Origin of the sequence: Sphingobacterium deserti (genome assembly GCF_000757725.1) — a bacterium.
GTDB lineage: Bacteria > Bacteroidota > Bacteroidia > Sphingobacteriales > Sphingobacteriaceae > Sphingobacterium > Sphingobacterium deserti.
In genome coordinates this window covers 60,870-83,699 of record NZ_JJMU01000026.1, presented here as the reverse complement: position 1 = coordinate 83,699, position 22,830 = coordinate 60,870, and the positions used below count along the sequence as shown (strand labels likewise).

Genomic DNA, 22,830 nt, shown 5'->3' with positions numbered 1-22,830 from the left:
AAAAATAGCAGAGACGCCTTAATTTCCCTTCATATCGTTAACCATGCATTTACTAAACGTCAAACTTAGATATTTTATATGTATAAAAGATCAGGGTTGTAAAAAAAGTAATTTTCCTGTTACTATTTTTTTTCATCAAAGGCTAACCGTTCCGTAAAACACTTTGGCTTAACTCCATAGGTTAAGGGTCACTGAGAAAGGTCAATCAGGTTTAGTGGATCTTTAATTTCACAATCACACCATCCATCGCGGATACTATCACATCTTCCTTTCCAGTAATCAATATGGGGTTTAGCAACGCATTAGATAGCTTGTATTGCCATAAAACATCTCCTGTACGACTGCTAACTCCTGAAATAAGCCCCGAGTGGCTCGGTACTAGGACTTGATTGCCCATGCTGGCTATCGCCGATGGATTTAGTTCATAAGGAAGCTGCAAAGTGGATCGCCAACAAACACGCATTTCCGGACTTTTTGAATCCACCCCAAGCAAATTTCCATCCATTGTCTTCACGTAGATCATACGCGCATCTCGCGACAGCCCCATAGATTCTCGAACGCGAATGCTATCGCGTTTTTCCCGCCAGATTACCTGACCATCTTTTGCATTGAGGCAAGTCATGTAGCGATCAGGCGCCACCACAAATATGCGATCATGAACAGCCACTGGATAGCACGCCGCCGCAGAAAACATGCGGTTGCTATGTCCGTTATTCCAGCTCCATTCCAGCGCTCCTGATTTTTGGTTTAATGCATAAAAGCCATTTTCCCAAGATCCAAAGATTACAAAACCTTTATACAACGTTGGACGAGCAGATACATATCCACTAACTTTGTCAAACGTCCATTTCACGCGCCCAGACGCAACGTCGACGGCGCGAAACACCCCATCTGAAGCGCCAATAAATGCAACGCCATTTGCGATAATCGGACTTCCAAGCACTGCTTTTTCTGTTTTAAGCCGCCACTTTTCTTGACCACTCCCCGCATCAAGACCATACACCTGCCCGTCTGAGGAGCCAACAACAACTATGTTTTTCCATACAGCTGCTGTGGAGTAAATCTTACCAGCAGTTTGAAAAGACCACACTTTTTTTCCGTTATCAGCATGCAAAGCAAAAACTGCTCCCGCCGTATTACCTGTAATCACTAGCCTCTTGTAACTTGCAAAACCAGCTCCTAAATCAGCATCATCCTGATATCGCCAAACCTCCTCTACTTGATTCGCGTAGGACGTATTTACCGTGTAGCTAGGTCGTTTATATTGCTGGGTCTGCTTGGCAAAAGCATGATTTTTTAAATGTATTGTTGCCCAAACCTTCCCTTCTAGTGCTGACGGTTTGCGAACCTCATAACGCGCTCTTCCATTTGCTATTTGGATGACGTTGTATCCGCCAACCGTATCTTTTGCACGTAAATTGGATCGTCCCATGACTCCTGGAATTCCTTCCCAATCGTAAACCTTATTGATATGTCCGTGCCCACACATCATGAGCTGTGTATTTCTTGACTTCAATCGATCGATTGCCTCATACCAGTTGTTTAGCGATGAGTCTTGCGGATAGTGGTTTATATAAATGAGCGGCGTCTCCACATCTGGATTGGCAGCAAAGACAGAGTCCATCCAAACGAGATTTTCACGTGGAATCTGCCCTGGCCCCATACGCATGTTGGGGCCCGATGTGGTGCCCATAAACATATAGCCCTTGTGCCGAAAGAAGAATGTTTCGCTCCCAAAGATCTTACGGAACGAATTAGCCCCACTTTCAGACCAGTTACTATCATGGTTGCCCGGAATAACATACAGCGGTAGGTGAAGACTATCCAAAATTTGTTTAGCTAGGCGCAATTCCTCGTCTGAACCGAATTCTGTGACGTCGCCGGAAAGTATGACGAAGTCAATGTCTGTCTGCTTATTCAGATCTTTTACGGTACGTCGCAAATCATCAGCGCCTGTCGCTCCGCCTACATGCGTATCAGTCACTTGCGCAAACTTGAACGGTTGCTGGGCGTAAACAGCATGTACAAGACAAATCGCAAAAATTAGAAGAATTTTACTCATATAAATTTTGAATCGCATATAAAATATCCGATTGACTATCAACAAGCAAATCGGATATTTTTCTGTGTGTTTATCTTATTCCCAACCTGGGGTTTGCGTTAATGTATAGCCGCGATCTTGGTATTCTTGAATAAGCGCAATACTTACCGGAGCTAAATAATTTCGTTCCTGCACCACCAATCGATTTGAGAAATTACGCACCACGTAGTAACCAACCATTTCAGCATCATTCGAGCCGTTGTATGTTACAATCGATCCATTCGGCTTCATGACTTGCAGTACGTTCCGGAATGTCGAGACAATCTTCCCAGGGTTGTTTCTATCCCGAAAATCAACAGGTCCGTTTACCCACGATCCAAGACGGTACTCATTTTTATCGTAGTTTAAGTAATTCAGCTTTTTCCAGCGGCGGATATCCTGAATGCGTGCATATTCGAAAACAAACTCCATTCTCCGCTCCCTGCGGATTTCCCACATTAAAGAAGAAACATTGGCGTCCTTGTCCGGGTCGTTCGGAATGGCAGATAGCAGTAGCGGTGCCGTCTTCTTCACGCCTTTCGCTGTAGCTACAGCATCTAACGGTCTATTGCGGATGGCGTTGATAGACCTATCCAAATCTGTTTGTGAGACCGCAGCCGCACCGAATGCCTCCGCAAGGATTTGCTTCGCTTCGATCCAGTTTAACGCAACTTCTGCTAAACGCGCAACCGGCGCATCGTTGATATTGGTATTGCTGGCCCATTTTGCGGGATAAGTTCTTCCAATAAAATCTAATGCATCGCGCCCTGCAAATTTATGGGCATAGACAAATGTCCCCGTAGCTGGCGTATTAATGGTATCCATAAAGGTGGCTTCAAAGCGTGGATCTCTTGTTTTTGCTAAACTTTGCAAGCGGAAGTTGCTGGCATCTGCCACGGAAGAGTTTTGCCACACATTCCCATCGTTACATATAAAGGCCTTCAGAAGATTTAAATTGGCTGAACGCCCCTGTCCTTCCGTTCCGTTACTGTAAGATGCAACAGAATGCCGAACAGCGAGTGCATCGTCATACGTGCGATAGAAGATAACTTCCGGATTACCCGCAAGGTTGTCCGAGGCAAATAGGCTTTTAAAGTCGGATGTAAATGACCATCGCCCACTATCCATCACATACTGCGCTGCATCACGCGCCATCTCGAGGTACTTCTTCGCGCGATCCTGATCCAACCCATGATAATGCTGCCACGATCCTTCAAAGAGCATCATGTTAGAAATCAAGGCCGCGGCTGCATAACGATTCACGAAACCTACGCCATCATTTTCACGCATGTTAGCCAAAACAAACTGAAAGTCGGCATACACCCGATCCATCACTTCGCCGCGATTATCACGTGCCCTATACATCTGATCAAAATCGGTAGCCACAACCTCTTTATCAAAATAAGGCACATCACCGAAATTGCTTACTAACCTACTGTATTCAAAACCTCGAAAGAAGCGTCCTACCGCCATCCAATGATTAAACTCGCTTTCAGACAGCTGAGGCTTCGCGACATTTTCCAAGCGATCAATCATTATATTGGATTTACGAACCCAATAGAAGTTCCAGTTAGGACCTGGATGTTCTAAACGCAATGTGCTGGTTGCTACTGCAGTACTCCCGCCCACCCCTGTAGGCACGGAGCCAAGTAAGTTGACTTGCGCGCCTTGCGAAGTGAGGTCATCGGAGAAATTAAATCCAACAAGCGGCGCATAAGCTGTACCAAACCCCGTATTGTAGCCAACGAAATAATTTGAATAAAAATCATTAGCAAAAAGGCGCAAATCATTTTCATTTCTCCAGTACGAAGATTCTGAATCTTCAATTCTATTGAGTTCTGGTCGATCCAGCAGATCACTGCAGCCTGTAAATAAGAGCGCTGTACCCAGAAACATATATGCTATATTTTTCATCCTTTTCTTATTAAAAATTTAACTGTAGGCCAAAAGAAGCACTTTTGAAGGTCGGCGTACCTACACCAATACGTCCACCGTTATAATTCGTCTCATCAAAGATTGAGAACCCAGCAACGGCTTCGGGATCTATAGGCAAGCCATTCAATTTATCCCAGGTCACAAAGTTTTCCAACGCCACATATACACGTAGGCTGTTTATCTTGATTGGATTCAGGATAGATTGAGGCAAGGAGTAACCCAGCGTAATATTTTTCATACGCAGGTAAGACATATCTAACAAGTAACGCGATTGAACCTGCATATTATTTACGTTTGCCGTACCGGCATTGTTGAAAGCTGCTGGGTAAAATGCATCTTGATTTTCTACCGTCCAATAGTCATCGACAAAGGCTGCAGGCATGGCGCCATCAGCTACGTTAAATCCGGGAATAGCCAAAAAGCCTGCACCCCAAACTTCCCGCTGTCCCACACCTTGGAAGAATACAGAGAAGTCAAAACCCTTGTAATCTGCGCCCACACGGAAACCGTAGGAGTAGCGTGGTGTAGAATTACCAATTATTCGCATATCCCCTGGGTTGTCAATGGTACCATTACCGTTATCTATTTCACCATCGCCGTTGAGATCTTTAAATTTCACATCACCTGGACCAAAAAAGAAATTGGAAGAGTTTTGAAAGCGCGGTTGGTACACCGCATCTTCCCCTTGTAGTAGATAGGCCTTTCCACCACCATTGGTATTATACTTGGTCATCTCTGGCGTTAAGTTGACCAACTGCGGTGCACCATTTCCGTCCAGCACAAAATCACTATACTGGTAAAGACGATCGGTTTCATAGCCCCATATTTCGCCAAATGTCTTCCCGTCATAGTTTGAACCCGTCAGCCTGGAAGAGGTGTAGTTATAAAACCTTGATTTAGCATCGTCGAGATTGGCCCGCAAATTAATTCCTAAACCATTGGCAAACCGATGGTTAAAATCAACGGCGATCTCAAAGCCTTTGGTTTTCAATGTACCATAATTACCTAAAGGCGCTGTTCCACCGAGCGTATACGTTGTACCTTCTAATGGGCTAAATAAGTTGTTGGTATTTCGCTGGTACCAATCGAATACCACACCAAGCTTATTATTGAAAAAACGAGCATCTATACCAACGTCTAATGTTTCCAGATCTTCCCAGGTTACATCAGGCACACTTAGAGCCGGACTTCCTACACCGAACAATTTAACTCCATTGGCAATCCAGGTTTGTTCCGTTACCCCCATATAGCTGCGATAAAGTCCATTATCAACAGCTTGGTTTCCGATATACCCCCAAGATCCCCTAAACTTCAAATGGCTCAATACCGGCTTGGTCCATTCCATAAAGCTTTCTTCTGAAGCCACCCAACCTGCTGATACCGATGGGAACCAGCGCCAGCGGAGATCCTTACCGAAGACTGACGAGCCATCATAGCGGAGGTTCCCCTCAAACAAATATTTGTTTTTGTATGCATAGTTCACCCTACCAAAGTATCCCAATTGGGCACCCCAGAATTCGCCACCACTGGACGTTTGCGTACCCGTGGCTAAATCAAATTGTGGGTTAGTGATATCCAACAAATTGGTCTTTTGTGACCAGTGATAGTCACTATGGTCGGCAATGATATTGGTCCCTAAAATAAACTTGAAATCATGTGCCTCGTCTAGATTTAAATTATAGGTTGTAAAGGCATTTAAGGTACTCTTATTTTCATTGGCAGAACGCATATAGATATGATCTGGGTTTGCACCATTCGCTGTATATGGATCGTTTGATAAATCATAGGCTAAGATAGCGCCAGGCTCGTTAGAACCTACCACATCGCCGTTTGTATTTACATACACTGGGTTTCCTTCTGCGTCAAAGCGTTGCTTTGCAGCGACCCAAGAATTGGCTGCCGTAAAACGGGTACCGTTACGTCGCCAGTTATAATCCTCGTTTGTGAAGTTGTAATCCACGTCCACCTTCCAGTTCGATTTGATGTTAATGGTCGCTCCGGCATTCAAATTGATGTAGTTCCGACGCATAATCGCGTCATTTGCAAACTCATTTTCACTCCATGGGCTTCTTATCGGATTTCCATCCTCATTGTATCCCATGGGGTATAGAGAGCTCCATCGATACATATAGAGCCAAGGATCTGCGGTGGTGGAGTTTGTGCTGTATGGATATGTTTTGTTGCGTTGGGAGAACATTGCTCCACCCCGCAAGGTAATGACTTTACTAAGGTCGCTCGTTACGCGAACCGCACCATTGTACCGACGGAAATTATCCGAATTACCGGGTTTTAACATCCCACTTTGGTCAACCAAGCCAAATGATGTCGTAAACCTTGTTTTACCCATATTGCCATTTAAGGAAATATTGTGGTTTTGGGAAGGCGCCCATTCCCGAATCATATAGTCGTAAGGGTCATAGGTTCGCACACCATATTTACGGGTAGGAAAAGCCGGATTGACGTACCAGTCCCGTCCGTAAACAGTAGGGTCATTTGATCCGATGGTACCGCCATACGTATTCTCCCACTCCACGGATCTTTCATAACTCTCTCGCGTTACACGATAGAAAGCGCCAATTTCGTCTAAGCCCACGCGTTCCATCGCGTCTACCGTATACTTTAATGCATTGACGCGGCCCATTTCAAATTTTTTGGATGGATTCTGGAAGGATAGGTTATTCGAATAATTCACATTGATTTTTTCCGAAGTACCCCCGGTTTTCGTGGTGATGAGGATAACACCAAACGCTGCTTTCGCACCATAAATAGAAGAAGATGCCGCGTCTTTAAGTACGGTAATTGACTCGACATCGTCGGGGTTTACATACTGAATACTCGGAATTTCCACGTTGTCTAAAAGGATTAGTGGGTTTCCATTACCTTGGACAGATGCGATGGCACCACGAATTTTCATGACCGGGTCTGACCCAACTTCTCCACTTGGAATCGTAACGGATAAGCCTGGCGTAGTCCCTTGAATGGCGCGCCCAACGTCAGCAATAGGACGACCTTCTAGATTTTCCTTGACGTTGATTGAAGAGACAGCTCCTGTTAAATTTCCTTTACGCTGGGTACCATAACCTACAACGACAACTTCATCAAGCGAGTTGTTGTCTGCTTTTAGCGTCACATTGATGGTATTGCTCGAAACAGCAATATCCTGAGGCTGATAGCCGACATAGGTAAAACGCAACACCGCACCAGATGGAGCGACAATAGCGTAATTTCCATTAGCATCTGTCGTTGCTGAGGTGGTTGAGCCGACCACGGCAATTGTTGCACCCTCGATCGCACCATCGATTCCGGTTACCTTGCCGGTCACGGTTTGCTGAACCGTTCGAGCACGCAGAAAGCTCGTCGTAGCCTTTGGATTGCTAACATTGTACTCCACATCAGCCAAAACATCCGTGGAAACAACTAAACCCATAGCCGCACAAAATAAGATTGATTTTCTCATCGGTCAATAGTTCATTAATTAGAAAGTAGTAGGCTAAACACTTGCGTCTTTATACATTACAAGAAGACATTACACGCTAAAACCTGCACTAAGGTAGTTAAGAAAGACGGAATAAAAAATAATTATGCATTTTTTTAACGATATTTTATATCAACCGAAATAAACACGCAAAATTATTGTAGCTAAACCGTTTTTTTGTTATGAAAATCTTTGTTTAAGAAGGTTTATTCTTGAATATGCAAAATTGAGGACGGAATTTGGACTATTTGACCCAACGAAAAAAACACAGCCCATATTGGCAGCTCGCGCTGCTCTCCGATAAAACCTATGCGAGAATGAGCTATTGGAGTTGGAAAATGATGAGGGAGAGATCACCGTCGACCTCGACACAAGTGTTCATCAAACCGCACAAATACGAATTAGATGCATACAATAACCCATACAGCGCATTATCTTTCCATATTTAGTATTGCTACGCTTTCTGCCCCTCGTCACATATAGGTTGATTAAACAGCATTAAGAAGAATATAAACATAGTATATGTTAGCGGATTCCGATGGAATAGGAACCCGTAAATTTCTGTTGTTTTTAAATTGACAGCAACTATCGAACAAAAGAAATCCCGAAAGTTAGCTTTCGGGATTTTGAATGGCTATTTAATTGGCGATATCCCACCAAATAGGTTCGCTTATGTAGGTCGGCAAATCATACGTTGGTGCCGCTAGGCGTAGCTGTCCGCTATTAAAGTTGACTTCGTAGCTGGCCATCGCAAAACGGCGCGGCCAACTTGTTGCAGATGGATACGAGTCCGCATAGACATGTCGTGGTCTTTGATAACCTTTGTAAACGCCCGTTGCCTCATTGTAATTCCCCGATGCATCCAAACAATAGTCTAATCGCCGCATATCTACCCATTGTTCCGGCGAATAGGACAAAGCGATATATTTCTGAATCATAACATGACTCAGTGTAAGCGCACTGGCTATTTGTACGACGGATGTACTATTTAGAAAGTTTTCGATGGCAGCTGGGGCAATTTCCATGATCTGCATGTGCACACGAATTCCACCTTTATATGCAGCTAAGGCTAGACCTGATTCTCCTTTACGCAACCGGATCTCCGCCTCTATAAATTTCATCTCAGCAGCAGTAAGCAAAAGGCCTTTGGAATCTTTGTGGTTATACCATGTGCCTGTAGAAAGGATCCTTCCGTTGTTTGCTACGGCCTCACGAAGTTGCACATACGCCGTATCTCCATTGATAAATGAATTGGTCGCCGCGGAGTAACTATATGCCCGCGGCCCATTAAGCACCACGTCTGACGAAAAATCTACCCCAATAGACGGACGCATGCTGCCGTCGGGCTCTTGCGAATGGGGCACAAGCAATGTAAATCGTGGATCTTGCATATTTTGAGAACCTGTAGGAGCACCGGTATAGCGATTTAAAATGTAATCGATGTACAATTTGGACACGCGCGTTGATGCAGAGGTATTCACATATTGCAATGCAGATTGCACGGTGGACGCCGTTGTTTCAGTTTGGTCCACATATTGAAATATAGTAGACTCTTCCACAGTTTGCGGAGCGTTGGCCAGTGCAGCCAAAATGGCGTCTTCGTTGTAAATGGATTTCTTATTTAGATGGGATAGAAAACGTGCTTTCAGTCCGTAAGCAAGCTTGATCCAGTTTTCGACCTTTCCAGCATTGTAGGTATCGCCCAGAGCAAGAGCAGGAGCTGCCGGCTCTTGGTTCTTTTGCAGATCAACAATTGCCTCATCTAATAAGGGTATAATCTGCCCGTAAATATATTCGGCGTCATCAAAGGCAGGGGTAATAATATCGGGGTTATCAAATTCCTGATAGGGCAAAAGGCCATAGAAGTCCGCTAGGTAACCGAAGCCCCAAGCCTTCATAATCTTGCCTACGCCAATGTAGTGGTAGGCACCTAATTCTTCCGCTTTATCGATCATGGGTTGTATATTAACGGCAGTATTTACATACCAGGCCTGCCAAGGCCAGTTTGCTGCCGCAGCATCGGAATACCAGCGCGTCAATAGGTAATTGCGCGCGGTGGCACTGTATACATTGGCCAGCTGATGCGTTACATGAACGGCACGCGTGCCTGCACTTTCATAACCATCGGCAAATTGTGCTAATATGGGCGGTAGGCGTTGTTCTGGCAACGGGACAGAAGAATTGGCGCTATTAGGATTATCGTTGATATCCAGCCATTTATTACATGCTCCCAACATAAGTGTTGCAGAAGCAGCTACGATATAAAGTATCTTTCTCATGGTTTTTAAAATCTTAAATTAACACCCACCGTGAAGCCCGCTGTTGCCGGCACGCCAGCGTAATCAATACCAGATGACCCTGACCCAACAACACCGGCTCCAGCCGCACTTGTCTCCGGATCGACGCCCGAATAATTCGTTAACAGCCACAAATTATTTCCAGTAGCATTGAAGGTTGCGCCTTTAATAAATTTCGTCCGAGCGAACAAATCTCGAGGCAGCGAATAGCTTAAGGAAACAGCACGGAGTCTCCACCAGTTTACGTTTTCAATAAAGTTTGGTGTGTGCCGGCTATAGACATCTTTGTAAAAGGCTTCATCAGCCACTACATCACGCGTAATCATTTCATAAGCGTTTGTGGCAGGATTTAGTGCACTGCCAGTAAAACTTATTGTCTCACCCCGGGAAGCCGTCCTTTGGCTCGTGCCGTAAACCGTCATCAGATAATCAGAGGCGTTATAGATATCTCCCCCTTTTCTGAAGTCAAATAGAAAAGATAGATCCCAATTTTTATAGGTGAAGGAGTTGTTCCATCCGCCAATAAAATCAGGCTCTCTATTCCCTACATAATCCGTAGTCGTCGTCTTTACCAAAGGCCTGCCTGTATTGTAGTCTAGCAATAAATTTCCGGCATCATCCGTTTGCCATACCGAACCGCTGATGGCCATAAAATCACCATTGTTGTAGGAAGCTGCCTTTCCGTTCCCAACTTGTACATCGGTAACATATAAAATATCCAAGCCCCCGATCAGTTCGGCTACACGTCCCGTATTGTGAGAGATATTGAGCATAGTGTTCCATGTGAAATTTTCACGTTTTATCGGGGTAGCATTAAGTGTGAACTCTACGCCTTTATTGTTCAACTCGCCGATATTGTAATATGTTAAAATATAACCGGTCGCATTGGAGACGCGTGGCTGCAAAATCTGGTTGATCGAATTGGTCTGATAATAGGTAAACTCTAGCCCTATGCGGTCGTTTAAAAAGCGTAAGTCGGTTCCTACCTCAAAAGCATTTGTTTTTTCAGGCAAAAGGATGTCGTTACCGCGGGTCCAATGATTTCGAAAACCACCGCCGATAGTCTGTTCTGGTCCGAATAAATAGGTATTGGTGACGTATGGGCGGGTATCTTTACCTACGGAAGCCCAAGAGGCACGGAGTTTACCATAAGACAAGATGGAATTTTTCTCAAAGAGTTCGGTAAAAATCAACGAGGTCGAAACGGATGGGTAGAAAAAGGAACGATTCGCTAAGGGTAACGTGGATGACCAATCGTTACGTCCCGTAAAATTCACAAATGCTAAATTTTTATAGCCAACGCGCAAATCTCCATATACCCCTACAAGTCTATTGTCGTTATGTATTTGGGTATAATACTTATTAGCTTGGGCAAAATTCTCTATACTTTCAAAACCTTTGATCTCGAATCTCTCCCCGCGTACAGAAGTTGATTTTACTTTGGTATCTTCGGCTGTCGTTCCGAGCAATAAGCCCAAATCCCAATCATTGATCTGCTTCTTGAAGTTTAGCATTAGATTGCTATTCAGGTACTGGTATTTTCTGTCCGTATTGGACATCATCCCCTCCTGCCATTGTAATTTAACGCTCGACCCCGCAGAAGTTAACGAGCTAAACTGCGTCGTGTAATTGTCAATCCCCAATCTATAGGTGATATCAAACCAATCAGCCACGTCAATATGGGTATACACATTTCCGATAATACGATCGGTTTTGTCGTTTTGCGGGTTTTTATGGATGAGCCAATACGGGTTGTCCATATTATCCTCCAGTGCAATTTCAGGCAGTAATAATTTGTTTGAACCGTCCGGATTTAGGTAATCCTTCATATTATCATTCCCTGGCCAAACCAATACGCCCTCCATATAGCCACTGCCGCCCGCGCCCCATAACCCAGAGCCCGTTAAGGTTTTCCGCGTATCACTCATTGAGTAAGACACATTGGCGCCCATGGTCACCCTTCCCAGCTTTTGTTCGCCATTAAAGCGAACCGTTGAGCGGTTAAAATCTGTTGTTGGCACGACGCCTGTTTGATAGATATTCGATCCTGACAGGTAAAAGTTCCCATTTGGAGACCCTCCGGAGATATTAAAGGAATTGTCATAGGAACTGGCCAGCTCATAGAAATCGTGCATGTTATCATACCGTTGTTCGTTCGCGCCAAAAGGATCTCCCCAGGACTCAAATGTCTGCGTTACTAAGGCGCCGTTATAGTACGAGCCTTGCTTAAACATCGATTGCTGTTCGGGCAGCTTATTGACCCAATTCATGCCAAAGCGAGAACTTATGCTCGCTTGCGTGGCTCCATCTTTTCCTTTTTTCGTTGTGATAATAACGGCGCCGGCAGCTGCACGCAAACCATACAAGGCTGCGGCCGAAGGCCCTTTTAAAACAGAGATGGATTCGATGTCTTCCGGGTTAATATCCATTGCGCGATTGCTATTGGTGGTGGATGCGTTGGTACTACCATCGAAAGCGGAGTTATCGCCCTGCCCGGTAGAATTGTCCATCGGCACACCATCAATGACAAACAGCGGTTGATTATCACGTTCTAACGATGTACCGCCCCGGATAATGATGTTTGCGGATGCACCGGGCGCACCACCAGAATTGGTCACATTAACGCCCGCAATTTTACCATTTAAGGAATTTATGACATTGGGGTTTTTATTTTTCATCAATTCGTCGGCTTTGATATCCTGCGCTGCATATCCCAAGGCTCTTTTTTCACGTTTAATCCCTAATGCTGTCACGATGACTTCGTCCAATGAGGTATCATCGTTTTCCAGAACAACTGTTAGTTGATTCTGTGACGCTAAAACATCCTTAGTTTTAAAACCGATAGCAGAAAAACGCAGCGTACTCCCAGCCGTTGCGTTGACAGTAAACCTCCCATCTGCATCGGTCTGGCCAGTGATAGTCGTTCCAACCACTGCAACAGTGACCCCGGCTAATGGACCGGAAGCATCACTTACCGTTCCGGAAATCTGATTTTGATTGACAATGCTGGTTTTAGGAAATACACCAAGTGTTGGTTTCGAAATTGCGGCGGCAGTACTCGCATACGAACCATGGCCTGCACATCCTAAAGCTACTGTCAGTAGAAGAGCTTTATTCATATTGATTGAGTTAGTTTAGATCTGGTAAAAGGCGTACCGGATTTTGTGTTCAACAATAGTAAGTCTTTTTAACTAAAGTTGCAACATTACGCCGTGTTTTTAACAAAACGACACAAAAAAAAATACCAATCGTGAAATTAGGCTCAATTATGAAGATTAAAAACAAAATAACGAAGACAAAACCGCATAAGTTGGCCTGTCATTGATTTCACTTAATAATGGATTGCTAGTACAATTCGAGGATTATGTTATTGCCCAACAAATACATCCCCTTGCAATCCTAAATTTATACGCAGTTGCCCCATAAATTCGTCGCCGGGATCGGATTTCTTCGTGATATAGTCCGGATCTGTCTCTTTCCACCATTCGGTGTTCTTAAATATTTGGTATTCATGATGCCCGATGACATATTGGATATCATACTTTGCCATCAAATACTTTACCAAATCGGTGTTCGCTTTAAGCTGTGCATCTGTAAGTGGATACCGGGCAGAACCTATATTTTCAATACCTATCGCACAGTAGTTTAAGCCGATGGTATGCCTAGCAAATGTCGTTTCGGGAAGCAACTGAAATATCGTTCCATCCCTTCCTATAACAAAATGTGCGGATACATTGAGGGAACTAGCCTTGCGAAGCGCTGGCCGGCCAGGAAGATAAACGGGATTGAACGTGCGAATAGTCTTATTCACAGACAATAAATCTGTCCAATGCACCACCACCATTTTGGGGACAATTTCAACGGATGGGTTTTCAATACCATGCCTGTTTTTGATGTACTCTAATGACAATAATTCCCGCTCGGCATCCCAAATTATCGGCTTTTGAACGATATATGGCCGCTCCTGTGCAAAGACACTTAGGGAAGCATTACAAAGCAAAAAAAACACAAACAATCCGAATTTCCTCATTCCCCTAAAAACAAAACTACCCAAAAAAATCAGGCAGTTCTGTAAATTATCAGTTATACATTTTATATCGCTTTTTTAGCAATATAGTCACTTTCATTACTCAGCCGATCTATAGCTTTTACCGCTATTGCTTTCAAATTTTTTCCATTTTTAACCTTTGGAAAACTTTTCTCGCTCTGCTGCCCGTCCAAAATTTCATATTCCCATGTATCCCCATACTGTGCGTAGGCCACCCACTGAAATACCTGGTCAGGCTGTTTGTGTAGCCATTTTGCAAATACACTGCTTGTCTCTTTAGTCAACAATAAAGATGGTGCCAACAACGGATTTGCATGGAGCCAAGGCGTTTTCGGAATAAGCGCTTTTTGTTGATAAGGTCCATTTTTAATCGCCTGCAACATAGAAGGGCTTTTGGTTAACCCAGCAATGCTCCAGTGAGCTACGCCTGCGCTATTTGGCACAATTTGTCGCGTAGCTTCAATCTGCTTAACAATTTCCTCTGGTCTATTTGAGGAGCGAACCTCAACCGTGTTTAGACCTGGCCATAGGTGGCGTTTCTGCGTGTTTTCAGACTCCCACCAGCTTAAAAGTGCCGTAAAACTCTGTCGCGCAGGCTGGATCGGCCAATAAAGCTGGGGAGTAAAATAATCTATCCAACCTTTATTAAGCCACAACTTCGCATCTGCATACAACTCATCATATTGTGAAGATCCGGTAACTCCTGAAGGATATCCTGGTTTCCATATCCCGAAAGGGCTGATCCCAAATTTGACATAGTTTTTTTCTGCCTTGATACCTTTGTAAATACGTTCGATAAATTTGTTCACATTGTCGCGGCGCCAATCTGCGCGCGACAGAGATCCACCAGATTTGCGATAGGCATTCCATGACACATCGTCTGGAAAATCTGCCCCACCATTGTATTCTGCATAGGGATAAAAATAATCATCAAAATGAACCGCATCGATATCATACCGTTTCACGATATCCAACACGACTTTAGCTGCGTGATCTTGTGTTTTAGGATTTGCCGGATCAAACCAGTACATACCATTGCGTAAGCGCAACACCAATTCGGGCGATTTCTTTACGATCGACTCACTCGTGACCGTCCCTCCGCTGGCGTGGTGAGCACGATATGGATTAATCCAAACATGCAGTTCTAACCCGCGCTTATGTGCCTCTTCTACCCAAAAGCTCAGCGGATCATAGTACGGTGTTGGTTGTTTGCCTGTGGTACCCGTCAGGAATGAGGACCAAGGTTCATAGGGACTATCATACAACGCATCACCGGATGGCCTTACTTGGAATATGACAGCATTGAAATTATTTTCCTTTAAAAGATCTAGCAGTTGGATGGCTTCGCGTTTCTGCGATTCCGTATTATAGTTTCCTCTTGTGGGCCAATTGATATTTGCCACGGTTGCAACCCAAGCACCGCGAAATTCCCTATTGAGAACGGGTAGCGTCACCCGTAATGGTGCCTCTACGGCTTCCTTTTCCGGCTTTTTCACCGTGGGTGTATGGACAGCCACCGGTAAGGATGTATCAACTTTCACACTGTCGGTCTTTACCACCTCTACCGCAGGAGACTTTAACTCTTTAGCGGCTTTTTTATTCTTACGAGATGCGCAAGAAAAGAATACAACAGACATCACGAGCGCCATTGCGACCGCACTTTTTATCGGTTTTAAATTCATAGATTGCAAAACTACACTTTTTAAGACTACCTAACGAAAGATGGGGAATAATCATCTCCGGAAAGCAATCAATCACACCTGCTTAACGCCTTCAAAAAAAACAGATTGTACGTTAAAATCAGCATCAAAGACCAAAACATTGGCTACTGAATCCCTATTTAAATTTCCTAGATCGTGTCTATTTATCAATTTCGCGGGATAGGTGGTTGCCATACGGATCGCTTCCTCCAGCGGAATACCAACGTGCTCCACACAATTTCTAATAGCTCCCAGCATGGTTAAGGCCGAACCGCTCAGTGTACCGTCTGGCAAGGTGAAGTGATCATTCTTCAGTATATGTTGGTATATTCCGGTTTTACTCGCTCCAACCGCATCGGTGATAAGAAACAAACGATCGTGCATGAGCCGTTTACTAATTTTTACTGCTTCATAGTCAACATGTATGCCATCCACAATGATGGAAGCCATTGCTGTATGATGCTGGAAAGTAGCGCCAGGAAGCCCTGACTCACGATGATGAAAGGGAGACATGGCGTTCCACAAGTGTGTCGTGGTAATGATGCCAGATTCAAAACCCGCAGTAGCTTCTGCAAAAGTGGCTGCGCTGTGGCCGGCACTTAATAGAATACCGCGTTGCAGTAGCGAACGCACACATTGTTCATCAATAAGCTCAGGGGCCACAGTCATCATTTTCACTGCCCCCTGATCTTCCTTCAAAAGCTCATCTATACTTCCTTGTGTTGCTGGCAAAATATGTTCTGCTGGATGTGCACCTCTTTTCTTTACATTTAGAAATGGCCCCTCCAAGTGCAAACCCAAAGCAACTTCCGGTCGCGCTTGTTGGAAAATTTGGATGGCTTCCTTGAAGGCAGCGACAGTATTAGTGGCTAAGGTCAGCATGAAGGAAGTACAGCCTTGCGCTAACAAATTCTGTTCTATTCTGTATAAAGATTCGGCACTCAACTGTGCCGAGAAAAGATCTTCTCCTGTGCCATAAATCTGCAAGTCGATGAGACCTGCACAGATATTAGCCCCATCGACATCCACTTGTAAATAATCTTCGGGAATGGCATGTTTAGGAAATATCCCGCGAATCTCTCTACCCTCCATAAGTAAGGCATGTCCCAAAAAGATATCATCGCCATTGAAGATTTGCCCGTTCACGAGCGCCGTTTTTTGATTTTGCATAATAGAGGGTTCTGTTTTTAAGTACAAGGTATAATCGCCTCTTCCTATCGATACCGACAAATTAATGAATTTTGCACGAACGGGAAAATAAGAGTCTTTCGATTTATCAAATTCACCATTGCTATTTCAGAATATGGATTGTAAATTAGCCTGATGAAGTCGAAGCAACATCAACCCGAACTTTCTGAATCTTCCCGATTTAACATGAAGGCGATGCGGACGATGAATATCATCGCCATATCGGTTTTTATTTTAGCGATTATTTATAAGGTATTTTTTGACAAATAAGTTCAATATCTGAAATTTGCTGAGCGTAACCGAGACGCTTGAACCGTAGCGGATGAAACCTGTTTTGACAACTTCTTTTTTACAATGAAAATTATTTGAATATGGCAGAAAAACAAATCTTAAATACAGAGAAGGCTCCAGCAGCTATTGGCCCATACAATCAAGCGGTGAAAGCTGGCAAAACATTGTATGTTTCTGGGCAAATTCCATTGATACCGGAAAGTATGGAACTTATCACTTCTGGTGTCGCTGACGAGACGCATCAGGTCTTAAAAAATGTAGATGCAATTTTGAAAAATGCAGGCTATGGTTTTAACGACGTGGTTAAGGCCAGTATCTTCATAAGTGATATGGGAGATTTTGCTACTATCAATGAAGTCTATGCGCAATACTTCTCAGATAATCAGCCGGCTCGCGAGTGTGTTGCCGTGAAAACATTACCAAAAAATGTTAACGTGGAAATTTCCGTTATCGCTTGGAAAGATTAATCGTGGCTAAGAGCATTGAGAATACCGAAAGCCGCAGGACATATTTTCTTGCGGCTTTTTTAGCACCTTTTATCTGGGGGTTTATGTCTATTCCCGTCCGATGGGTGAAAGGCTGGCCTGCGGATGATATTCTTAATTACCGCATTTTAACAGGCCTGCTGATCTTGTGGAGTTATATCGTCTTATTCAGACGTACAGCACTTAGCAAAGATATTCGACATTTTCGAGCCTTAGCCATCCAGGGTAAACGAAATGCCATCGGATTGACAATATTTGCATCCATATGCATATTTGGGAATTGGTATACCTACATTTACGCCATTAACAATATCAGCGTACAATCCGCCGCTTTTGGTTATATGATTTGTCCGTTGATCACGACTTTTGCGGCGTTTATCCTATTAAAGGAACAGTTGTCCGTCATCAAATGGATCGCTTTAGCGCTAGCGCTGCTGAGTGTCTGTTTGCTGGCAACCGGCTCATTGATTGATGGTCTGTGGTCTTTAGGTATCGCGTCGTTATACGCCTTCTACTTGATCAGTCAACGTGTATTACAGGGATTCGATAAACTGAATGTACTTGCCGTCCAGCTCGCGATCTGCTCATTGTTTATCATTCCGATACTATTTATTCAAGGACATGCACTGCCCCAAGGAACCACTTTTTGGACGTCTATCATTCTGATTGCAGTTGTTTTCACAATCATTCCCTTGTTTCTAAGCATGTACGCGCTTTCGAAAATTTCTTCAAGCACCACGGGCGTGTTGCTCTACGTCAACCCCATTATTGCATTCCTACTCGCTATATTTTACTTTAAAGAAGAGATTGACCCACATAAATACATTGCTTATGGCATTCTAATCGTTGCGATCGTGCTGTTTAATTCGTCAACGTTGCGGAAACTATTAAAACGATGAATATCTTATAAACCATTCTTCTTTTTTTGCCGTAAAACATACAGATACAAACTCTCGACCTTTGTCCTAGCCCAAGGTGTTTTTCGTAAAAATTTTAGTGATGAGTTTATGCTTGGGTTGTCTGTAAAGCATTTTATTTTGATTTGTTCACCGAGCTTATCGAAACTCCCGAAGTATTCCAATAACTCTTCTAAAATCGCATCCAGCCGCTTCCCGTGTAACGGATCTTTTGAATTTTCCATATTGGTTTAAAGGTAACACTCTGTCCTGAATATTATCGATCGATCGGAAAAGCTTTTTATAAAAAACGGTGTTGGATTTAGCGGATATCATGTAGTGCCATTCTGTAACATTCCATATGTCCCCATCAGGACAAAACAACCGCTTTTATCAACATAGCTAAATTATACCCTCCCTGTCGCGATATTTCAATCATTTGCGTATAATATATATCAAACCAAATACCTTAAAGAGATATGAAAGCATTTTTAACAATGAACATCATCAGCAAACTAACTTTATTACTGCTTTGCTGCCTTTCCGTCGCATTTTCTTCCTGTAGCAAGGCGGAGCAACAACCCAATCCTTATGCAGACCTCCCCGAACCTGAGCTGGAAAAACTGGCAAACGAAAAATATGGCGCAATCATCGCGCTTGCTCAAAATGTACCGTGCACGGATGCTAAACAATGGAAAATGATGGATATTCAGACCGTTTGCGGCCGCTACCACCTTATTTATAACCGAGATACGGATGAGTCAAAACTCCGCGTTATGGTAAGAGACTACAATGCAATTGTCGCTATCTACGCACCGCTTATCGCGCCACGTATCAACTGCATGGCCTACCAAAAACCTAAAGGGATAGCCTGCAGAGATGAAAAACCCATACTGACGTATTAAACCATCGATTCTTAAGTTAATACATCTCCGCTGTAGTCTGTTTTGGCAAAGCGCCGGACTCTTATGCGTGAAATCTATCGAGCACTAAAATTATTTTAGTAAATTAGTCGGTTCTAAAATGGCTGATTTATCTGTAATAACTCCGATAGAATACCTGAAGGGTGTGGGTCCTCAAAAAGCTGATGTGCTCAAAAAAGAGCTGCAAATTTTTACCATTGGCAATTTACTGGAACATTATCCTTTCCGCTACGTAGATCGCACCAAGTTTCATAAACTTCGGGAGATCCATCCGGATATGGTTGGGGCGCAAATTCTTGGCCGCCTCACTGCTTTGCAAGAGGTAGGTGAAAAGCGAGCCCGGCGACTTGTTGGTCAATTTCGTGATGACACGGGAAGTATAGAGCTCGTTTGGTTTCAAAGTATCACATGGCTACAGAAAAGTTTGAAGGTGGGCGCGGCATACATTTGTTATGGTAAGCCAACGGAATTTAACGGACAAGTATCCATTACGCATCCCGAAATGGAGCTGTACACGGCGCAGGAGAAAAAAATTGGGAACTTAACTATGCAGCCCGTTTACTCCTCCACGGAAAAGCTAAAAAAGTTCAACCTGGATAGCAAAGGCATTCAAAAACTGCAACAAGCTGCGCTGGAAATTGTGTTTCGGGGTTTACAGGAAACTATGCCGGGTTATCTGCTAGAGAAGCATCGACTAATGAGCTATCCGCAGGCATTATTGGCCATTCACTTCCCGCAGCAGGTCGATGACCTTAATGCTGCCATACGTCGCCTCAAGTTTGAAGAGCTATTTTTTATACAACTGCGGCTCCTGCGCAACAAGCAACTAAATACGCAGAAATATCGTGGACATCGATTTGATCAAGTTGGCGAGAAGTTTAACACATTTTTTAATGAACGCCTGCCCTTTCCGCTCACCAATGCGCAGAAACGTGTGGTGAAAGAGATCCGTCTAGATACCAACACGGGCGCACAAATGAATCGACTCGTGCAGGGCGATGTTGGCTCCGGAAAAACTGTGGTTGCTTTGATGGCTATGCTGCTAGCAATCGACAACGGCTACCAAGCCTGCATGATGGCTCCGACGGAGATTTTAGCACAGCAGCATTACGCGGGTCTAAGTAGCTTGTTAGGTGACGACCTATGCAGTATTAAACTACTAACCGGATCAACGCCAGCTAAAGAACGCAGGCGCATTCATCAAGACCTGGAAGACGGTAGCTTGGATATCCTGATAGGCACACACGCTTTGATTGAAGACAAAGTTAAATTTAAAAATATAGGCTTCGTCGTGATTGATGAGCAGCATCGTTTTGGTGTAGAGCAACGGGCAAAGCTTTGGCGTAAAAACAGCATTCCGCCGCATATGCTCGTGATGACCGCTACACCGATACCACGAACCTTAGCGATGACCATGTATGGCGATTTGGATATCTCCGTTATTGATGAGCTCCCTGCCGGTAGAAAACCGATAAAAACCGTTCATTTTTTTGAAAACCAACGGTTGCGTGTATTTGGGTTTATGCGTGATGAAATAGCAAAAGGAAGACAGGTGTATGTCGTATATCCGTTAATTAAAGAGAGTGAAAAACTGGATTTGATTTTTCTCGAAGCTGGTTTAGAAAATCTGCAGCGCGAGTTTCCTCTGCCTACCTACAAAATCAGTATCGTTCATGGCAAGATGCCCGTGAGAGACAAGGATTTCGAGATGCAGCGTTTTGTAAAAGGCGAAACGCAAATTATGGTTGCCACCACAGTGATCGAAGTGGGGGTGAATGTCCCAAATGCATCGGTTATGATTATTGAAAATTCAGAACGGTTTGGCTTGTCACAGCTGCATCAGCTTCGCGGACGCGTGGGCCGCGGTGCGGAACAATCATACTGCATTTTAATGTCGGGCAATAAACTGAGTAAAGAAGGTAGAAAGCGATTGGAAACGATGGTGCGTACATCGGATGGATTTGAAATAGCAGAAGTTGATCTTCAATTACGCGGTCCGGGTGACATTTCGGGAACCCAACAGTCGGGTATCATAGAAATGAAAATTGCAAACTTGGCTTCTGACAAAGCGATACTCACGGAAGCTCGCGCCAGCGTGATCGAAATTTTTCAAACCGATCCAACCCTCAGCCAGGCGGAAAACAACCTACTCGTTTCCTATCTTGCGCAACGCGGACCAAACATATCTTGGGATAAAATTTCGTAATCGAAGGGAGCAGACGCTGCAAAATCCTACAAACCGACTTTGCAGCGAAAGTATAGTATTAATACAATAAATTGTTGTAGGGATAACGCTGGTTATGCAGGTCAACAACGATACTGTAAAGGCGCTCTTTAAATTCCTCCACATTGGTTTTATCGGTTGCTGATATAAATATAGCTGGATCAGAATTTCTTGCCATCCACGAGTTTCGAAAATCATCAAGCGTAACTTTTACTTCCTCGCCCTCTTCGGTCTCCGAAACTGGCGCTTTGTACGCATCAATTTTATTGAACACCGTAACAACAGGTTTATCTAATGCGCCAAGCTCTTTCAGCGTTTCATTTACCGCCTGAATGTGATCTTCAAAGTTTGGGTGGGAGATATCCACGACGTGAATGAGGATATCCGCTTCGCGAACTTCGTCCAAGGTCGATTTGAAACATTCTACCAAATGATGGGGCAGCTTGCGGATAAAACCAACGGTATCGGATAACAAAAAGGGCAAGTTATCAATGACGACTTTACGTACCGTGGTATCCAGCGTTGCGAAAAGCTTATTTTCGATCAATACATCAGATTTTGAAACCATATTCATAATGGTCGATTTACCAACATTTGTGTATCCCACCAGCGCTGCCCGAATCAATTCGCCCCGATTTTTCCGTTGCGTTTCATTTTGTTTGTCAATCTGCTTTAGACGCTCTTTTAACAGCGAGATCTTGTTTAAGATCATCCGTCTATCGGATTCGATCTGACTCTCACCGGGACCACGCATCCCGATCCCCCCACGTTGCCTTTCCAAGTGAGTCCACATACGCGTCAATCGCGGAAGCACATATTGTAGCTGCGCCAATTCTACCTGTGTTTTCGCTTGCGCCGTCTGAGCGTGGCGAGCAAAAATGTCCAAAATTAAATTGGAGCGATCCAATACTTTGATCTGGAATTCCTTTTCTATGTTTCGTAACTGCGAAGGCGATAACTCGTCATCAAAAACAACCATGTCCACCTCTTCCGCAATGATATCCGCTTTTATCTCTTCCAATTTCCCACTGCCCACGAAGGTTGCACGATCTGGATAGGCCAATTTTTGCGTAAAGATGCCTTTGTTGACACCGCCTGCAGTTTCCACCAAAAATGCGAGCTCCTCCAAATATTCGTGCGCCTTCGCTTCGGTAGTATCCGGTGTAATTACCGAAACCAAAACCGCCGTTTCTGGCTTTATCGCTGTATCGTAAATTTTTGTTCTTGCCATGTATGATATGAGCTAATAGCTATAAAATTAAAAACTTTTGAATTTTCAAAATTCGTG

General features: G+C 44.0%; 15 protein-coding genes. 5 read left to right on the top strand and 10 right to left on the bottom strand.

Going from position 1 to position 22,830, the window contains the following annotated elements:
* Nucleotides 1-211: 211 nt before the first annotated feature.
* The 8 genes from DI53_RS09055 to nagA all read right to left on the bottom strand — a co-directional run bounded on the left by DI53_RS09055 (nucleotide 212) and on the right by nagA (nucleotide 16,705).
* The gene (locus tag DI53_RS09055) at nucleotides 212-2,062 is read right to left on the bottom strand and encodes an outer membrane protein assembly factor BamB family protein (RefSeq protein ID WP_037497986.1); all 1,851 of its coding nucleotides are present in this window, start codon (nucleotides 2,060-2,062) and stop codon (nucleotides 212-214) included.
* A 75-nt stretch (nucleotides 2,063-2,137) separates the two neighbouring features.
* Entirely contained in the window at nucleotides 2,138-3,994 is a 1,857-nt protein-coding gene (locus tag DI53_RS09050; protein WP_037497932.1) for a RagB/SusD family nutrient uptake outer membrane protein, read from the bottom strand.
* A gap of 10 nt (nucleotides 3,995-4,004) precedes the next feature.
* Nucleotides 4,005-7,472 (bottom strand): SusC/RagA family TonB-linked outer membrane protein, encoded by a 3,468-nt coding sequence (locus tag DI53_RS09045; protein ID WP_037497930.1) that lies wholly within the window; start codon nucleotides 7,470-7,472, stop codon nucleotides 4,005-4,007.
* A gap of 656 nt (nucleotides 7,473-8,128) precedes the next feature.
* Nucleotides 8,129-9,769 carry a SusD/RagB family nutrient-binding outer membrane lipoprotein gene (locus DI53_RS09040; RefSeq protein ID WP_037497926.1) on the bottom strand — a complete coding sequence of 547 codons (1,641 nt, stop codon included), beginning with the start codon at nucleotides 9,767-9,769 and terminating at the stop codon, nucleotides 8,129-8,131.
* 5 nt (nucleotides 9,770-9,774) lie between these two features.
* Nucleotides 9,775-12,906 (bottom strand): SusC/RagA family TonB-linked outer membrane protein, encoded by a 3,132-nt coding sequence (locus tag DI53_RS09035; RefSeq protein WP_081939422.1) that lies wholly within the window; start codon nucleotides 12,904-12,906, stop codon nucleotides 9,775-9,777.
* Nucleotides 12,907-13,154: 248 nt separating this feature from the next.
* The gene (locus DI53_RS09030) at nucleotides 13,155-13,817 is read right to left on the bottom strand and encodes an N-acetylmuramoyl-L-alanine amidase (RefSeq protein ID WP_037497923.1); all 663 of its coding nucleotides are present in this window, start codon (nucleotides 13,815-13,817) and stop codon (nucleotides 13,155-13,157) included.
* A 62-nt stretch (nucleotides 13,818-13,879) separates the two neighbouring features.
* Nucleotides 13,880-15,517, bottom strand: a complete 1,638-nt coding sequence (locus tag DI53_RS09025; protein ID WP_037497920.1) for a glycoside hydrolase family 10-like protein — start codon at nucleotides 15,515-15,517, stop codon at nucleotides 13,880-13,882.
* Nucleotides 15,518-15,589: 72 nt separating this feature from the next.
* Nucleotides 15,590-16,705 carry an N-acetylglucosamine-6-phosphate deacetylase gene (gene nagA, locus DI53_RS09020; protein WP_037497917.1) on the bottom strand — a complete coding sequence of 372 codons (1,116 nt, stop codon included), beginning with the start codon at nucleotides 16,703-16,705 and terminating at the stop codon, nucleotides 15,590-15,592.
* 153 nt (nucleotides 16,706-16,858) lie between these two features.
* On the opposite strand from nagA, the gene DI53_RS20675 reads away from it, so the two are divergent.
* From DI53_RS20675 to DI53_RS09010, 3 genes are all read left to right on the top strand, one after another.
* Nucleotides 16,859-16,993: a DUF6728 family protein gene (locus DI53_RS20675; protein WP_275041039.1), complete on the top strand. Its 135-nt coding sequence runs from the start codon at nucleotides 16,859-16,861 to the stop codon at nucleotides 16,991-16,993.
* Nucleotides 16,994-17,094: 101 nt separating this feature from the next.
* Nucleotides 17,095-17,481, top strand: coding sequence for a RidA family protein (locus DI53_RS09015; RefSeq protein WP_037497914.1), 387 nt, complete (start codon nucleotides 17,095-17,097; stop codon nucleotides 17,479-17,481).
* Nucleotides 17,469-18,398, top strand: coding sequence for an EamA family transporter (locus tag DI53_RS09010; RefSeq protein ID WP_241462399.1), 930 nt, complete (start codon nucleotides 17,469-17,471; stop codon nucleotides 18,396-18,398). The genes DI53_RS09015 and DI53_RS09010 overlap by 13 nt, the downstream gene beginning before the upstream one ends.
* A 5-nt stretch (nucleotides 18,399-18,403) precedes the next feature.
* Here the strand turns inward: DI53_RS09010 and DI53_RS09005 are convergent, their stop codons facing one another.
* The gene (locus DI53_RS09005) at nucleotides 18,404-18,640 is read right to left on the bottom strand and encodes a VF530 family protein (protein WP_037497912.1); all 237 of its coding nucleotides are present in this window, start codon (nucleotides 18,638-18,640) and stop codon (nucleotides 18,404-18,406) included.
* Nucleotides 18,641-18,874: 234 nt separating this feature from the next.
* On the opposite strand from DI53_RS09005, the gene DI53_RS09000 reads away from it, so the two are divergent.
* Complete coding sequence (locus DI53_RS09000; protein WP_071790474.1) at nucleotides 18,875-19,300, top strand: hypothetical protein; 426 nt, start codon at nucleotides 18,875-18,877, stop codon at nucleotides 19,298-19,300.
* Nucleotides 19,301-19,418: 118 nt separating this feature from the next.
* A complete protein-coding gene (gene recG, locus DI53_RS08995) occupies nucleotides 19,419-21,524 on the top strand; it encodes an ATP-dependent DNA helicase RecG (protein ID WP_037497910.1) in 2,106 nt (701 codons plus the stop codon).
* Nucleotides 21,525-21,582: 58 nt separating this feature from the next.
* Here recG and hflX read toward each other — a convergent pair whose 3' ends face one another.
* The gene (gene hflX / locus DI53_RS08990; RefSeq protein WP_037497908.1) at nucleotides 21,583-22,773 is read right to left on the bottom strand and encodes a GTPase HflX; all 1,191 of its coding nucleotides are present in this window, start codon (nucleotides 22,771-22,773) and stop codon (nucleotides 21,583-21,585) included.
* Nucleotides 22,774-22,830 lie beyond the last annotated feature (57 nt).

Coding starts and splice junctions, on each gene's coding strand:
- DI53_RS09005 (WP_037497912.1), bottom strand. CDS start 18,640: ATGGAAAATTCAAAAGATCCGTTACACGGGAAGCGGCTGGATGCGATT.
- DI53_RS09000 (WP_071790474.1), top strand. CDS start 18,875: ATGAAAGCATTTTTAACAATGAACATCATCAGCAAACTAACTTTATTA.
- DI53_RS09015 (WP_037497914.1), top strand. CDS start 17,095: ATGGCAGAAAAACAAATCTTAAATACAGAGAAGGCTCCAGCAGCTATT.
- DI53_RS09035 (WP_081939422.1), bottom strand. CDS start 12,906: ATGAATAAAGCTCTTCTACTGACAGTAGCTTTAGGATGTGCAGGCCAT.
- nagA (WP_037497917.1), bottom strand. CDS start 16,705: ATGCAAAATCAAAAAACGGCGCTCGTGAACGGGCAAATCTTCAATGGC.
- DI53_RS09025 (WP_037497920.1), bottom strand. CDS start 15,517: ATGAATTTAAAACCGATAAAAAGTGCGGTCGCAATGGCGCTCGTGATG.
- recG (WP_037497910.1), top strand. CDS start 19,419: ATGGCTGATTTATCTGTAATAACTCCGATAGAATACCTGAAGGGTGTG.
- DI53_RS20675 (WP_275041039.1), top strand. CDS start 16,859: ATGAAGTCGAAGCAACATCAACCCGAACTTTCTGAATCTTCCCGATTT.
- DI53_RS09055 (WP_037497986.1), bottom strand. CDS start 2,062: ATGAGTAAAATTCTTCTAATTTTTGCGATTTGTCTTGTACATGCTGTT.
- DI53_RS09040 (WP_037497926.1), bottom strand. CDS start 9,769: ATGAGAAAGATACTTTATATCGTAGCTGCTTCTGCAACACTTATGTTG.
- hflX (WP_037497908.1), bottom strand. CDS start 22,773: ATGGCAAGAACAAAAATTTACGATACAGCGATAAAGCCAGAAACGGCG.
- DI53_RS09030 (WP_037497923.1), bottom strand. CDS start 13,817: ATGAGGAAATTCGGATTGTTTGTGTTTTTTTTGCTTTGTAATGCTTCC.
- DI53_RS09050 (WP_037497932.1), bottom strand. CDS start 3,994: ATGAAAAATATAGCATATATGTTTCTGGGTACAGCGCTCTTATTTACA.
- DI53_RS09045 (WP_037497930.1), bottom strand. CDS start 7,472: ATGAGAAAATCAATCTTATTTTGTGCGGCTATGGGTTTAGTTGTTTCC.